The sequence below is a fragment of the Algibacter lectus genome (assembly GCF_004368925.1).
Classification (GTDB): Bacteria; Bacteroidota; Bacteroidia; order Flavobacteriales; family Flavobacteriaceae; genus Algibacter; species Algibacter lectus.
Genome location: NZ_SORL01000011.1, coordinates 188,527 through 205,519, shown reverse-complemented (window position 1 = coordinate 205,519; position 16,993 = coordinate 188,527). Strand labels below are relative to the sequence as shown.

Here is a 16,993-nt window from a genome sequence, read left to right as displayed (position 1 = left end):
CTTATTGATTAAAATATTGTAGTTGAAATGTACTTTCTAAATAATTTATTAATGCTTCTTGAGCTTGTAATTCAGATTGAATAGATTCTTTTATGAGTTGTGTAAATCCTGTATAATCTATCTCTCCTTCTTTATAGGCAAATAAAGCACCCACTTTTTGTTCTTTCACAAGTGGTAAAACCTCATTTTTATAGAAAAACCAAGATGTCTTCCATTTTTGATAATTCTCTTTTGATTGTATAAACTTGGATTGTAGGTCTTGTTTTTTGAACTGAATGTTCGTTTCTGCAATTTCCTTATCTATTTTGGCAGTTTTAACCTTTGCTTTATTTGAACCAGATAAAAAAGGAATTGAAATACCTGCTTGATAGGTGTAAAAACCTGAATTGCCATTTACGTTTTGTAATCCACCTTGAATATTTAACTTGGGTAAATTATCAGCTTTTGCTACCTTATATGTTGCTTCTGCCTCTGTTACCTGTAATTGTGTTATACCGTATAAAGGATGCTCTTCAAGGTTGAAAGCATCAACATCAATGTCGTTAGTAATTTCAAAATCACTTGGAACCGTATAGAATGTATCAGAAACCAGCCATAGGTTTAACTGTTGTAATGCAATAGCATATTCACTTTTTGATTGCATAAATTTATTTTGAATCTGTAAGGCTTGATTTTTAGCTGCTGAATATTCTAACCTTGAAATAGCTTCTACTTCATAATTTAATGCTACTGCTTTTTCAAAGTTGGTATATATAGAATCTAACTCTTTGTATAAATTATAATTCCTTTTACTCTGCAAGGCATTTGCCCACGCTTTTTTTACTTCCAATTCTAAATCTAATTCTGAAAGTTGAAACGCTTTTTGAGCTAGTTGAATGCGTTGTTCTTGCAATCGTTTTTTTGCAGAAATACCAAACACATCAATATTACTTTGACCAATACCTATAGTCGTATAAATACCATTTCCGTTATTAATTTCCTCGCCACCAGTAAAAATTTGAGTCGTTCCAAAATCATAAGCCGTACTTTTTAACTGCTCTTGTTTGCTGATTTCTAATTGCTTTTGTTTTAAAAGCGGGAAATTTTCTTTTGATAATTTAACTGCTTCATTCATTGCAATAGTTGGCAACGTATCGTTAACTTCTTGCGCGTTTCCTGTTATTGGTAAGAAAAACATAAAAGCTACCATTGCAGTAACTGTAATCGCTTTTTTATTTGCTCTTAAGTTGAATGATTTGTTTTCTACCCAGTGATATAATATTGGTAAAACGAACAATGTTAATAATGTAGAGGTTAATAAACCACCAATTACAACAGTTGCTAAAGGTCGCTGAACTTCTGCTCCAGCTGATGCGGAAATTGCCATAGGTAAAAACCCTAAAACATCTGTAAAAGCGGTAAGCATAATTGGTCTAATTCTTCGTTTTGTTCCCTCGGTAATTCTATCTTTAAGATTGGTAACGCCTTCTTCTTTAAGTTCATTCAGACCACTAACCATTACTAATCCATTTAAAACCGCAACACCAAATAAAACGATAAAACCTACACCAGCTGAAATACTAAATGGCATATCCCTTAACCACAACGCTACAACACCACCAATGGTTGCCATAGGAATTGCGATATAAATCATTAAGGTTTGTGGTAGTGATTTTAAAGCAAAATAAATAAGAACAAAAATAAGAAGTAAAGCAAGTGGAACAACAGTTAGTAATCTATTACTGGCACGTTCTAAATTTTCAAAAGCGCCACCATAACGAATAAAATAGCCTGTTGGTAATTCTAATTTATCATCTAACTTTGATTTTATTTCCATTACCAAAGATTTTACATCACGTCCCCTAACGTTAATACCTACGTAAGTTCTTCTGTTAGTATTATCTCTACTTATTTGCATTGGACCAGCTTTATAGCTTACATCCGCAACTTCCCGAAGTGGGATTTGATTACCAGACGGTAAATTGATATATAAATTTTGAACATCTGAAATATCCTTTCGATTTTGAGAACTCAATCTTACTACTAAATCGAATCGCTTTTCGCCCTCAAAAATAATTCCTGCTGTACCACCTGCAAAAGCAGATTGTACGATTTGATTCAATGTATTTATTTGCAGTCCGTATTGAGCTAATTTATTTCGATTATATGTAATCGTCAATTGTGGTAAGCCTGTTGTAGCTTCGGCTTTCATATCGCCAATGCCTTCTGTACCTGCAATAATTTTGGATATTTCTTCTGCTTTTTGAGATAATACATTTATATCTTCTCCATAGAGTTTTATCGCAATATCTTCTCTAACGCCTTCAAGTAATTCATTGAAACGCATCTCAATGGGTTGCGTAAATTCATAATTTACACCAGGAACCATTTCTACTGCTTCTTTCATTTGTTCAATGAGTTCATCTTTTGTCTCAACAGTAGTCCATTCGCTTTTTGGTTTCAAAATCACAAAAACATCTGCAATATCCATTGGCATTGGATCTGTTGGTATTTCGGCAACACCTATTCGACTTACTATTTTTTCAACTTCCGGAAACTTTGCTTTTACAATTTGCTCAATTTTTGTAGTCGTTTCAATAGTTTCAGTAAGTGAGCTTCCTGGTTTTAAAATGGCGTGAAATGCAATATCGCCTTCATCAAGTTGTGGTATAAATTCGCCACCCATTCGTGTAAAAATAAAGACTGCAATACCGAATAAAACAACAGAAACACCAATTATTAGTTTTCCTTTTTTTAAAGATTTTTCTAATAAAGGTTGGTATTTACGTTCTACCCAATGGACAAATTTATCGCCATAAGATTTTTTGTCTGACTTTGGTGCTCTTAAAATCAAGGCAGACATCATTGGCACATACGTCAAACAAAGTACCATGGCGCCAATCATTGCAAAAATGAAAGTCAATGCCATTGGTTTGAACATTTTTCCTTCAATACCTTCTAATGCTAATATTGGCAGAAATACAATTAAAATAATCAGCTGGCCGAAAAAGGCAGCATTCATCATTTTTTTTGAGGCAATTGCTGCAACACCATCACGCTCTTTTGATGTCAATTTCCTTTTCTTTAGAATTTGCGAAGCAATTAGGAAAACGGTACTTTCTACAATAATCACAGCACCATCGACAATAATTCCGAAATCTATTGCTCCTAAACTCATTAGGTTAGCCCAAACATCAAAAACATTCATTAGAATAAATGCGAATAATAGTGATAATGGAATTGTTGAAGCTACTATTAAACCACCTCTCCAGTTTCCTAATAAAAAGATAAGTACAAAAATGACTATTAATGCGCCTTCAATAAGGTTTCCAGCTACCGTTGATGTCGTTTCTGCTATTAATTTACTACGGTCTAATAAAGGTTCAATAATCACGCCTTCAGGCAATGATTCTTCAATTTGAGCCATTCGAACTTTTACATTCTCGATAACATCATTAGAATTCGCACCTTTAAGCATCATAACCAAACCACCTACAACTTCTCCTTCGCCATCTTGTGTTAATGCGCCATAACGAATAGCAGAACCAAATTGCACTTTGGCAATGTCGCCAATAGTTATAGGAATATTATTGGTGTTTTTTACGGTGATTTTTTTTATATCATCCAAACTACGAACCAAACCTTCGCCACGAATAAAATTAGCTTGATGGTTCTTTTCGATATATGCACCACCAGTATTTTGATTGTTATTTTCCAAAGCCTCAAAGACATCGGTAATTGTTAAGCCTATTGCCCGTAGCTCGTTTGGGTCGACGGCGACTTCGTATTGCTTAATTTTTCCACCAATAGCATTAACCTCTACCACACCTTCTACCATAGCCATTTGACGCTGTACTATCCAATCTTGCATAGTGCGCAAATCAGTAACTGAATACTTGCCTTTATATTCGGGCTTCACTTTAAGTGTGTATTGATAGATTTCACCTAAACCAGATGAAATGGGCCCCATTGAAGGTTCTCCAAACCCATCGGGAATTTGTCCTTTGATGTCATTGAGTTTTTCAGCGACTAATTGACGTGGTAGATACGTTCCCATATCATCATCGAAAACAATGGTAACAACTGATAAGCCAAAACGAGAAATTGAACGAATTTCTTGAACATTAGGTAGATTGCTCATTGCTACCTCTACTGGATAGGTTATGATTTGCTCGATATCCTCTGTTCCTAAATTAGGTGCTTGTGTAATGACTTGTACTTGGTTGTTGGTAATATCTGGAACAGCATCTATAGGTACTTGGGTCATACTCCAAATACCTGCTCCAACAATGGTAAGCGTTAGCAAACCAACAATGAATTTGTTATTGATTGAAAAATCAATGATTTTATTAATCATAGAAAATGTATTAATTCAGTTAAACTTCTCGATACAATTCTGATATAAGAAATAGAATTGAACGAAATAAAAAGAACCTTATAGGCTCACAAATGGATATATTTATCCTTTAAAAAACTGAATTATACCCTTGGTGGCTGTAAAATTGAAGTAGTAAAATCTTTTTCTGTACCATTGAGATAGAAAAAATCTTGTGTAGAAATATAAGGGAGATCAAATTTTAAGTTTGCAAATTGCATATATGTTGCACTAATATGGCAACATTGACAAATACAAAAAGGCGAACATAAATCTGAGTCTTGGTGTTGATGGTCATTGTCCGTTCCTTGTGAAATCTCTATCTGCACTTCATTATCAAGCGTGGTATTATCTTCGCAAGGTGCTAAATTAAGCGCGAAAATATAAATTGATAATATGAAGGCTATAAATTTCATTGAAGCAAAGATATAGATTATTTAATGCAATGGTGTTGCAAAAACTATTATGCTCTCTTTAAACTTTTATTTTCAACTGAAAATCTATTGAAAACACATGATGATCGACCTCAAATTGATACGAAATTTTAAAACCATATAAATCACAGATTTTCTTAACGATTGCTAGTCCTAAACCAGTTGATTGACTAGTACTCGATTCTCTATAAAAACGTAAAAATAATTTCTCAGGATGAGCCAAAGCTTTTTCCCCATAATTTGAAATAATAAGTAAATTATCTTTTGTAACTACTGCTATTTCTTCATTTTCCTTACTATGTTTAATAGCGTTAGAAACCAAGTTGTTAATTAAAATATCTGCTAAATAAGTATCCATAGAAACAGATAATTCATTTTTTGAAGTGTACACCAAGTTTGCAAACTGAAGTTCTTTAAAACTTTCTATTTTTTCCTGTATTAAACTAGATAAATTGACCTCTTCAATGTTAATAAATTGATTATTGTCAATTTTAGTTAAGGTGGTGATTCTTTTATTAAGCTGTTTTAAGCGTTGAATATCTTTTTGAATAGAAGTTACCTGCTCAAACTGTTTATTACTTATTTCTTGTTCGTTGATAAGGTTATCAATTTTAGCCTGTATAATTGCCAATGGTGTTTGCATTTCATGTGAAACATCTTCTGTAAACTGCTTTAAACTCTCATAATCAGATCGTACTTTATCTGTTAACGTTTCAATTTCAGTTTTTAATTCTGAAAACTCTAAAACATCGCTATCTACCAGACTCAAAGGTTCTTTTGATGTTAAAGAAAACCGTTTCATTTGCTCCAAATTTTTAAAAAAAGGAGTCCATAATTTAAGATTTCTAGTTGTATTGAAATAAAATAAGAATATAAAAGCTAATACAAATATGGCTACGTTAGAGATAACAATTGCAAAAGCAAAATCTTCAGATTCCACAACCATATTCCTTACCGTAATTTGGTAATTGGTTCCGTTTATAGTTTTGTAGGTTGAAAGCTCTCTAAATAGTTCCATTTCATCTTCGGAAGGGTCATAGATTATAGTGTCTTTTAATATCTCTCTTCCTAAAACTTCTACCCTATTAACCTCTATAACTGGCGGTAATCCAAATTGTTCTGTCCCATTTTTTAATGCGCTCTCAACTCTTGCTTCCGTGGAGTATAGTACTTCTTCAACTTCACTCTCTAATATTTTTTTAGTGTAAAGGTATAAAACAACAGAACTCAATATCGCCAAGAACAAACCTGTAAGTAGAAATGTTCTAGATGTTTTTTTTATGAGTTTAATTTTTTTATTCACTTATTAATCTTCTATAAATTTATACCCACTTCCGTAGGCTGTTTTAATATACTTAGCACCTTCAGCAGTTAACTTTTTTCGTAAATTATTGATGTGCACGTAAATAAAATCAAAATTATCTAATAAATCACTATCGTCTCCCCAAAGATGTTCTGCTATAATTTCTTTTGAAAGTACACGCCCTTTATTTGAAATAAAGAACACTAATAAATCGTATTCTTTTCTTGTTAATGCTATTGCTTTATTATCTATATAGGCTGTTCTAGATTTTGTATCAATTTTAATCTCATTGAACTCCATAATTTCATCGCCTCCATATTTTCCACGACGAAGTACAGCATTAATTCGAGAGTTAAGCTCCGCTAAATGAAATGGTTTCGTAATATAGTCATCTGCTCCTAGGTCTAAACCTTCCAATTTATCTGTCAATGAATTGTTTGCCGATATAATAATAACTCCAGCTTTTTTCTTTTCCTTCTTTAAAGTTTTAAGTACATCTAACCCACTTCCTGTGACCAAATTAACATCTAGAATAATCACGTCATAATCATAGAGAGCAGCTTTTTCTGAGGCTTCTCTAAAATCTGATGCTACTTCACATATATTACCATCACGTTGTAGATACGTAACAATGGATTGTTGTAAATCGAGTTCGTCTTCAGCTATTAGATATTTCATTGTGATAAATTTAAAACAATAAAATTAGTTTATGATTCTAAATTTATTCTAAAGATGAAAATTATTTGAGATTGACCTAGATTAAAATGTCATGTCTAAAGTTATCTAACCTAAATCAATCTCTAAGTTGTACTATTGATTCATCTTCACATCATGTTCATATTTACAACATCCTGGTAAATTGTTGTAAGCTTCCTCATTTCCAGAAACTTTTTCAGAATCATAACCTGATGCTGCAATTGCATTATGGATTGCCATTGCATCTGTTTTAGTATCATCAAAAGACACATCTATTTTCTTTTTATCGACATCCCATGTTGCATTAGCAACACCTTCAACTTTGTTAGCAGCTTTTTCGATGGTTTTTTTACACATTCCGCAATTACCTCTAACACCAAAAGATACGTCTACCATAGCCATGTCTTTAGATACTTCCGTTTTTGTTTCTGTTGTCTCTTGCTTGGTTTCGTTTTTACAACTTGTTAAACCTAAAGCTATTATTATAACTATACTTAAAATTACTTTTTTCATTGTTTTGAAATTTAATTGTTATTATTTGATTTTTATTATTCTATAACTTGTTTTACTTCTCCACAGGTTAGCATTGCACCTCCAAAATATGGATTAACTACTTTTTCTTCCCTGCTCAACCAATATGCACCAATGTTATCGTCTACCATCGGACAAAACTCAACAAAAACTTTTTCATTGATACCAAACGTCTGAATCGCGCCAATTAAATATGATGAGAGATGCTTAAAATAATTTCGTTGTGATTTAATATTGGATGTATTTGAAATTGATGTTGCTGATGCTTTTATTTCTTTTTCTAATGACATCCAATGACCATGAGCCTCTTTATCTTTTAATAGCTTCATATCAACTTTAGATAAATTACCCAGTAGTCTTTTTGATTCTTTTATTACGTTATTAGATTCATCTTTAAGTAAAGCATCTTTTAATTTGATATAATCATTAAAAACGACTTTCAATTGATTCTGAAAATCCTTAGACACTTTTATCCTCTCATTCATATTAGAATGATTCGCTTTATTTGCTGAAGGATTATTTTCCATTCCAAGATGTCCTTCATGACCAGTCATAACTTTTCCACCTTCTTTATTCATCATTGATTTTTCACCTTGTAATTGCGCTGCTCCATCTACGGTAAATGTTCCATTTGTTACTATCTCATCGTCAATTTTCAAACCCTCTAACACTTCATAATTGTCGCCAATTTGATTACCTAACGTAATAATGCGCATTTCAAAAACTGGTTGATTAGTGTCTGTTTTTATATAGACAACTGAACGTTCTCCAGTCCATAAAACCGCTGTGGATGGAATGGTCAATACCTCTTCTTTATTTGAAGTCATTCCTTTAACTTTTCCTTCAACAAACATTCCTGGCTTAAAAATATCCTGTTTATTATTAAGTACCGCTCGTAATTTCACAGTTCTTGTTCGGGTATCTAAAACAGGGTCTATAAAATCTACTTTAGCTTTAAATTCTTTATTAGCATAAGCATTTGTAGTGACTGAAATCTCTTGTCCTTTTTTAAATAAATCGATTTGATTTTCATACACATCAAAATTGGCCCAAACTGTACTTAGATTTGCTATTTTGAGCAAAGGCTGACCTTGTTTAATATAATCGCCTTGTTCTACTAATTTTTCAGAAACCGTACCTGAAACCGTTGCATATACAGGAAAGTTTTCTTTAACCTTACCTGAAGTTTCAATTTGATTTATTTGCTTTTCAGAAAGCTTCCATAATTTTAATTTGTTGCGCACAGCTTTGTATAATACAGGTTGTGATTCTTTTAATGAAGCTGCTGTGATGAGTTCTTGTTGCGCTGCATATAATTCGGGCGAATAGATAGTTGCTAATAGTTGCCCTTTTCTAACTTCTTCGCCTGTAAAGCTCACATTTAGACGTTCTATTCTTCCTGAAAAATAACTGACTTGAACTGCATTAGCTTTTTCATTCTCTACAATTTTCCCTGATAATTTAACTGTATTATCTTCAGCTTTACCATTACCAACAATTGACGTTTGAATATTTGCTAATGCCATAGCGTTTTCTGTAAGCTTAAACTGGTCTGCTAATAATCCTTCAGAACTACTTTCCGCAGGAATTAAATCCATACCGCAAATTGGGCAATCGCCAGCTTCTGGTTGCATAATCTGTGGATGCATAGAACACGTCCACATTTGATTTGTTTCTGTTTTTGCTTCGTGATTATGTTCAGTTTCTTTAGCAGATGAATTGCCAAAAAGAAACCATCCTAACAAAAGCCCAACTGCTAAAATTCCTATATAAATGACTATTTTATTATTTTTCATTCTCTAATCTTTTTATCATTGCTTTCATGTCTTCTATTTCTTTACGTTGCGCTTCAATAATATCATCTGCCAGTTTTCTGACTTCTGGGTCTTGAATATCTGCACGTTCACTTGTTAATATAGCAATGGAATGGTGTGGAATCATACCTTTTAACCAAAGCACATCGCCAACAATTGGTGCTTGTGCTCTAACTAACCCTAATGCACTTATAAAAAGCACTAGGCTTCCTATAAGTATTGCTATATTCTTTTTTTTGTTTTCATACATTTTTAGCATGAATAATAGCATAATAACTGCCATTGTTGAAATCCCCAAGCATACCATATAAAAACGAGTCAAACTAAAATATACATGGTCTATTGCATAGGTATTTAAATACATGGTTATATACATGGCTATAAATGATAAACCTAACATTAAAAAAAATGTTTTGTAATTTCCGTTGTTTGAGTGTTGATTTAAATTTTCCATAATTATTTGATTTTATAGTTAAACTTTAATTGTTCTTAATCTTAATGCATTCACTATTACTGACACCGAACTAAAACTCATAGCTAATGCAGCTATCATAGGCGAGAGTAAAATTCCAAAAAATGGAAATAAAACACCTGCTGCAATAGGTACTCCTAATGTATTGTAGATGAGCGCAAAAAACAGATTTTGTTTAATATTTTTCATCACAGCGTGACTTAAATTTTTTGCTTTTACAATACCGTGTAAATCTCCTTTTACCAAGGTTATCATAGCACTTTCAATAGCCACAGATGTACCTGTACCCATGGCAATACCTACATCACTTTTTGCTAATGCTGGCGCATCATTAATCCCATCGCCTGCCATAGCAACCACTTTTCCTTTTTCTTGTAGTTTTTCTACTTCTTTGAGTTTATCCTCAGGTAACATACTCGCTTTAAAATCTTCTAGATTTAATTCTGTAGCTACCGCTTGTGCTGTATCATGATTATCGCCTGTTAACATAATGACTTCAATTCCTTTGTCTTGAAGTTCTTTAATGGCTTTGGAGCTAGTCTCCTTAATTTTATCGCCTATTACTACATAGCCAATTACCGTTTTGTCTATTGATAAATAAGAAACTGTTTTCCCTTGCTTTTGATAGGTTTTAGCTTCTTCCTGCATTTTTGAGGTTATCTCTGCATTGGCATAGTCCATCATCTTAGGATTCCCTAAAGCCATTTTTTTATTATTGACAGTAGCCTCTACACCTTTTCCAGTAACGGCACTAAAGTTTTCAGAATTTAATATTTTAGCATTTTGTTCTTTTCCATATTTAACAGTAGCTTCTGCTAATGGATGTTCAGAATTACTATTTAAAGACACAATATATTGAAGTACCTTATCTTCGGAAAAATCACTTCCGAAAGCACCAACTTTTTCAACGGTTGGTTTTCCTTCGGTAATAGTTCCTGTCTTATCTACAATTAGCGTAGTAACCTTATCCATTTTTTCGAGGGCTTCAGCATTTTTAATCAATACACCATTTTGAGCACCTTTACCAACACCAACCATTACAGACATAGGTGTTGCTAAACCTAAAGCACACGGACAGGCAATAATTAGGACTGCAATTGCATTTACCAATGCATACACGTAAGCAGGTTCTGGTCCCCAAATTGCCCAAACCGCAAAAGTTAGTAAAGAGATAATGACCACAACAGGCACGAAATAACCTGATACTTTATCGGCTAAATTTTGAATTGGTGCACGACTTCTACTGGCATTGTTAACCATGTGGATGATTTGAGAGAGTAGTGTATCGCTCCCCACTTTTTCAGCTTTCATTAAAAAAGATTGGTTGCCATTTATGGTTCCGCTGCTTACTTTATCATTTACTGTTTTGTTAACAGGAATTGGCTCTCCAGTAATCATGGATTCATCAATGGTTGTATCTCCTTCTGTTATCGAGCCATCCACAGGAATCTTATCGCCTGGTTTTACTTTTAGAATATCATTTAATTCAATAGCATCTATGGTTACTTCGACGTCTTCGCCATCTACTACTTTTATAGCTTTATTGGGTGCTAACTTTAACAATTCTTTTACTGCCGAATTGGTTTTACTATGTGCACGAGCTTCTAAAAGCTGACCTAAAAGCACCAATGTTAGAATAACGGTTGCAGCTTCAAAATAGACATGTACAGCTCCAGATTCTGTTTTGAACTGACTTGGAAAAATATCTGGAAAAAACATACCAAAGACACTAAATAACCAAGCTACACCTGCACCTATTCCAATTAGTGTGAACATATTGAGATTCCACGTTTTTATACTTTTATAAGCACGTTCAAAGAACATCCATGTTGCATAAAACACGACAGGAATTGATAGAACAAACTGAATCCAATTCCAATATTTTTGTTCCATGATATCATACAATAGATTATTGGTCAGCATTTCACTCATCGCCATTAAAAAAATTGGTACTGTAAAAACAACTGCAATTTTAAACTTCTTTAATAATTTTTCATAGGTCTTCTCTTCCGCTGAACTATCTGCTTCCATTGGTACTAAATCCATACCGCATTTAGGACAAGCACCTGCTTCATCTTTTATTATTTCTGGATGCATTGGACACGTCCATTGTTCTGATGAAGTTGTGGATAGATTTTGTTCTTCGACCAAATCCATTCCGCATACAGGACAATCGCCTGATTTATCATAGGTTTTATCGCCTTCGCAATGCATAGGACAATAAAAAGCACCTGTTCCTTTTCCTTTTGGCTGCTGTTCCTTTTCTACTTTGGCGTGATGATGCTCCCCTAATTTATGTATACTATATTTCCCGCCATCCTTCTTTAAAGCTTCTTGAAACCTTTCTATTGGAATATGAGATTCCATTTCGATTGTTGCTTCTGCTTTCTCTAAATCAACAGAAGCCTTTGAAACACCTTCCACTTTTGAAAGTGTTTCTTCTACGTGACTACGACAACCGTTGCAAGTCATTCCGTGTATGTGATATGTATGTTTCATTTTTTTATATTTTAAATTATTTCATCATTTTATGTTCATCCATATCCATTCCCATATGCATATTTCCATCTTCATCAGTATGAGATTTCATAAAAATATATTGTGAAAGAAAAATGAGAACAATTCCAATTGCCGACACTATAAGTACAAAAGGATCATTTAGATATTTCATATAAATAAATGCACCCAAAATAATTACATCCATTAGTATGGCAATAATTGGTATAATTGGATTGAATTTTACTTCTTTTTTAAGATGTATAAAAAGACCCCAATGAATAGCTATATCCATTATTAAATAAAAAATAGCACCAATGGAAGCTATTCGAGTTAAATCGAACAAAATAGTTAAGAGAATTGCCAAAGAAACTGTAAAAATCAAAGAAGGGTTTTTAAGTTTTTTGATGCGATTTAGATTAGGAACTTGTTTCATATTACCTAACATTCCTAACATTCTTGAAGCAGAATATACGCTGGCTATTACACCAGAAACAGTTGCTATAATGGCAAGAAAAATAGTCAATATAGAACCCCATTCTCCAAATACTGGCTTTGCTGCAGCAGCTAAAGCATAATCTTTAGCTATAATAATTTCTTCAATAGTTAACGCTCCTGAAACTGATAATGCCAAAATAACATAGATAATTGTGCAAACAACAATTGAAATAATAATGGAACGCCCTACATTTTTATGAGGTTTTTTTATATCTCCTCCTTGATTAGTTATTGTTGTAAACCCTTTATATGCTAGAATTGCCAAAGCTAATGCAGCTATAAAACCAAAACCTTCTGGTAAAGTTTGACTATTAGTAGTAATAAAGTTTCCTGTGATAGTTGGCAAACCTGAAATTACCAAACCTGAAATTGCTAATAAAGCGATACCTATAACTTTTATAATAGCTGTTAAAGTTGCTGTTGCTTCAATAATTTTGTTTCCAGATATGTTTATAATATATGCCAACACTATAAGAAACACACCTAATACAGAAGCATATCCAGCATATTCTTTTGGAAAAAGGCGTAAGGTATAAGCACCAAAAGTACCAGCCACTAAACTTTCAGCAACTACCATTGACACGTACATTAGTAAAGAATAAGAACCTGCTAGTGTACCAGGACCATATGCTTTTGTTAGGAATTTTGCAACACCACCAGAAGAAGGGTACGTATTTGAAAACTTTACATAAGAATAAGAACTAAAGCCAACTACTAAAGCACCTGCAATAAATGCAATAGGAAATAAATCGCCAACTAATTCAGCAATTTGGCCCATTAGCACAAAAATTCCTGCACCAATCATTACACCAGTACCTAATGATATTGAGCCTAATAGTGAGAGTTTTTGATTATTGTTTTTTATTTTTTTCATTGTGCTATTTGACTTCATAAACTATCTTTCAATCGTGTTATCCATTGAATAATAGTTGTTTTTTCTTGTTCTGAAAATTCTGCATCTTTATGAATTACTGTATAAGATTCTAATGGCATTTTATCACTTTCTATTTGTTTGATAATAGACCGAAGCTTGCTTGCTTTCCTTCGGTTTGACAAAGAATCCCATTCACTAAAATTAAGTTCAGCCTTACCCTCATTTATATGATCTTCTAAAAACCAAGCAACGGGTTGCACTTTGTTATACCAAGGATAATTTGTATTGTTACTATGGCAGTCATAACAAGACACTTGTAACTTTTTTTTGATGCTATTTGGAACTTTGTTAACTAAAATAAAATCGGTTGCAGGTATTGTATCACTTTGGTTGCGTTTTGTGGGAATAAATTGTATTCCCACAAAAGCAACTAATAAAATCAATACTATTTTTTCAACAATTTTCATTTAGTTAATCTCTTTCTGTACTTTACCACATTTCAACATCTGGCTTCCGTAATACGGGTTACGTACTTCTTCTCTTTTACTTAACCAAGCACTTCCTTTATCGTACATTGGGCAAAATTGCTCGTATAAAGTATTTGCTGTGCCTGTAATGGCAACCATATCCGTTACATCCTTACTTAAAATTTTAAAATGTTCTCTTTGATGTGCCATTGGGCTTTCTGAAATATGTTCAGCGTGCTCTACTGCATCTTCAATAATCTCTTTTAATTCTGTTTGTTGCTCCTCTGTATGTTTAGAAACATCTAAATTTCCTAAACTTTTTTTCAATACTGCACCAAATTCTTTTGCTTTAGCTTCATCATCTGCAACTAAAGCATCTTTTAGATTAAAATAATCTTTAAGTATCATTTCTGCATTTCCGTCTTGATTGCTATTCATTGCCATTTCTTTTTTATCACTATCGTGATGACCATCACTATTGTCGTGATTCATTTCTGTATTATGACCTTCATCGTTGTTCTGTTCTTTTTTTGCGTCTTTACACGACATTGCGGTTAATGTTAAAAATGTCATTGCTAAAATTCCTGTTATTACTTTTAAATTTTTCATTATTTTGTTATTTATTTAATTATTAATGTTTATTGTTTAAAATCTTACCAAAAGGCCGCCACCCCAACCATATCGGTTGTTATAGTTGCCTTGTATTGAAAAATTTCGTGATAAAATATAAGAGGCTCCAACTAACCATTGGGTTTCGCCTTGATAAGATGTATTGCCTATATCGTTTATCCAACCAAAGTCTGCTCTGTATTCATATTCGCCTTCTATAAAAAGTCTTGGAAAAAGTAAAAATTCTCTATCTAAACGGATTCTTGGGCGCAATTGATGGTCCATACTTACATCTACATTAAATCTATAAGGTGTGAAATATTTAACACCAACTAATCCTACGGTATTAAACGTGTCATAAGAATCTGGCGTTGATGTTTCGGTGTTTATACCTGCATAAACACGCACCCAATCATTTAAGTATCGGTTATAACTTACTTCTGCTTCAAGGTTTTTATTATAATCCAATTCAGTTCGCAAACTAAATTCATTTCTAATATTACTGGACATAAGATTTAATTCTGTGAAATTTGAACCTGCACGAGCTCTTCCCCAAGAATAATAATGGTCTGTTTCATTGATGAGTTTTTGAACTGGATAGGCTTCCATTCTTTCATCCCTTGGTGTATCATAATTAAATACTCTTGCCATTCCACCCATCATATGATATAATACGTGACAATGAAAAAACCAATCGCCATTTTCTTCGTTATAAAATTCAATAACTACTTTTTGCATTGGTGGCACATTAACCGTATGCTTTAATGGCGAGCGTTCTCCATTTTCGTTAATTACTCTAAAATAATGGCCGTGAAGATGCATTGGATGATGCATCATTGTTAGGTTATTTAAGGTTATTTTGGTAACCTCTCCTCCTTTAATATTAATCTTACCGGTTTCTGATAATGGCACACCATTTATACTCCACACATAGCGTTGCATATTACCAGTTAGATTGAGTAAAAGGTCATTTACAGGTAAATCTTCCTTATAAGTCGTATTTTCTTTTGCCTTCAAAAAATCATAGTTGAAATATGTTTTACGTGCATTATAATCAAACGATGTAGAGTCTTTTGGCATCATAGACATATTATGTTTCATAGGCATAGAATCCTTTTTCATATCCATCTTTTTGTCCATTTGCATTTGCATATGATTATCATTCATATGCTTATGGTTTTGGTCATCCATCTTCATAGTATCATTCATTTTCATCTTCATACGCATTTGGTCATTCATCTTACCATCTTTCATCGACATATTATTATTCACCTCCATTTTCATCTTGCCGTCCTTCATATCCATCTTCATTCCATACTTTTCCATTAAAACTTCAGGCGTATTTTTCTTTTGATTACCTACCATTGCAGGTGCTCCCATTTTCATATCCATTTTAGCCATTTGCTTCATCATGGTCACTTTGTCTGGTCTATCTATTACAGTTGCAGAAAAAAGTTTCCCACTCCCTAAACGAATTGATGTATTACCAGAGCCATCTTGTGCTGTTGCTGTAACTTCTAAAGTACCGTTTGGAATAGTAACTATTACATCATAGGTTTCTGCTATACCAAAGAGAAATCTGCTTTTATTGACTGGCATTACATCGACACCATCACTTGAAACGATTGTAGGATTACCTGCCCCAAAATCCATCCAATAATAAGTCGAGGCAGAGGCGTTGATAAAACGAAGTCTTACTTTTTCTCCAGGTTTAAACTTTGGATATTCTGAAATATTTTTACCATTAGACAGAAATGCAGGGTAATAAACGTCTGCAATATCTGCGCCTTCCATTCTATCTCGCCAAAACTTAAATTGCGCACCTAATGCACCTTCTTTTATAACTCTGCTTAATGGAACTGCTGTACCTTTTTTAACTTGATACCACTCGTTTCCTCTTTTAAGGTTACGCAATACGTTCATTGGTTTTTCATTTGTCCAATCAGAAAGCACTACGACTAAATCTGTGTCATATTCCAATGTTTTCTCTTTAGGCTGAATAACTATTGAACCGTAAACTCCTTTCTGCTCTTGTAACATAGTATGTGAGTGATACCAATACGTACCAGATTGGTTGATAGGAATTCTATATTGAAATGTTGTATTTGGTTTTATTGGTGGCGTGGTTAAATATGGAACACCATCATAAAAATTAGGAAGTATTAACCCGTGCCAATGCACAGAGGTTTCTACATCCATTTTATTGGTAACATTAATTATGGCAAGGTCTCCTTCATTAAATTCTAATGTAGGACCAGGCACGCTCCCATTTACTGTCATACCATTGGCGGTTACTCCAGCCAGCGTTAATTCATTTTCTTCAATAATGAGGTTATACTCTTTTATGTTTCTTCCTTCTTCTTTTCTATCATCTCCATTTGTCCCTACTTGGGCAAATGCTATTGAGGTTAAGAATAAGAAAATAATTGTGTTAACTGTTTTCAT

At 33.2% G+C, this 16,993-nt stretch carries 12 protein-coding genes; all 12 read right to left on the bottom strand.

The window, feature by feature from the left end:
* Position 1: 1 nt before the first annotated feature.
* On the bottom strand, positions 2 to 4,336 hold the full coding sequence (locus tag DFQ06_RS15910) for a CusA/CzcA family heavy metal efflux RND transporter (RefSeq protein WP_133968811.1): 4,335 nt from the start codon (positions 4,334 to 4,336) through the stop codon (positions 2 to 4).
* A gap of 122 nt (positions 4,337 to 4,458) precedes the next feature.
* Positions 4,459 to 4,770 (bottom strand): DUF6660 family protein, encoded by a 312-nt coding sequence (locus DFQ06_RS15905; RefSeq protein ID WP_133968809.1) that lies wholly within the window; start codon positions 4,768 to 4,770, stop codon positions 4,459 to 4,461.
* A gap of 58 nt (positions 4,771 to 4,828) precedes the next feature.
* A complete protein-coding gene (locus tag DFQ06_RS15900; protein WP_133968807.1) occupies positions 4,829 to 6,091 on the bottom strand; it encodes a sensor histidine kinase in 1,263 nt (420 codons plus the stop codon).
* 3 nt (positions 6,092 to 6,094) lie between these two features.
* On the bottom strand, positions 6,095 to 6,769 hold the full coding sequence (locus tag DFQ06_RS15895; RefSeq protein WP_133968805.1) for a response regulator transcription factor: 675 nt from the start codon (positions 6,767 to 6,769) through the stop codon (positions 6,095 to 6,097).
* Positions 6,770 to 6,901: 132 nt separating this feature from the next.
* Positions 6,902 to 7,300: a heavy-metal-associated domain-containing protein gene (locus DFQ06_RS15890; protein WP_133968803.1), complete on the bottom strand. Its 399-nt coding sequence runs from the start codon at positions 7,298 to 7,300 to the stop codon at positions 6,902 to 6,904.
* A 35-nt stretch (positions 7,301 to 7,335) separates the two neighbouring features.
* Positions 7,336 to 9,114 carry an efflux RND transporter periplasmic adaptor subunit gene (locus DFQ06_RS15885; protein ID WP_133968801.1) on the bottom strand — a complete coding sequence of 593 codons (1,779 nt, stop codon included), beginning with the start codon at positions 9,112 to 9,114 and terminating at the stop codon, positions 7,336 to 7,338.
* Entirely contained in the window at positions 9,104 to 9,586 is a 483-nt protein-coding gene (locus DFQ06_RS15880) for a DUF305 domain-containing protein (RefSeq protein WP_133968799.1), read from the bottom strand. Before DFQ06_RS15880 ends, DFQ06_RS15885 begins: the two co-directional genes overlap by 11 nt.
* Before the next feature lie 18 nt (positions 9,587 to 9,604).
* The gene (locus DFQ06_RS15875) at positions 9,605 to 12,103 is read right to left on the bottom strand and encodes a heavy metal translocating P-type ATPase (protein ID WP_133968797.1); all 2,499 of its coding nucleotides are present in this window, start codon (positions 12,101 to 12,103) and stop codon (positions 9,605 to 9,607) included.
* 16 nt (positions 12,104 to 12,119) lie between these two features.
* Positions 12,120 to 13,472, bottom strand: coding sequence for an APC family permease (locus DFQ06_RS15870; RefSeq protein WP_133968795.1), 1,353 nt, complete (start codon positions 13,470 to 13,472; stop codon positions 12,120 to 12,122).
* A gap of 14 nt (positions 13,473 to 13,486) precedes the next feature.
* The gene (locus DFQ06_RS15865; RefSeq protein ID WP_133968793.1) at positions 13,487 to 13,939 is read right to left on the bottom strand and encodes a heme-binding domain-containing protein; all 453 of its coding nucleotides are present in this window, start codon (positions 13,937 to 13,939) and stop codon (positions 13,487 to 13,489) included.
* Entirely contained in the window at positions 13,940 to 14,548 is a 609-nt protein-coding gene (locus DFQ06_RS15860) for a DUF3347 domain-containing protein (protein WP_133968791.1), read from the bottom strand.
* 36 nt (positions 14,549 to 14,584) lie between these two features.
* On the bottom strand, positions 14,585 to 16,993 hold the full coding sequence (locus tag DFQ06_RS15855) for a multicopper oxidase domain-containing protein (protein WP_133968789.1): 2,409 nt from the start codon (positions 16,991 to 16,993) through the stop codon (positions 14,585 to 14,587).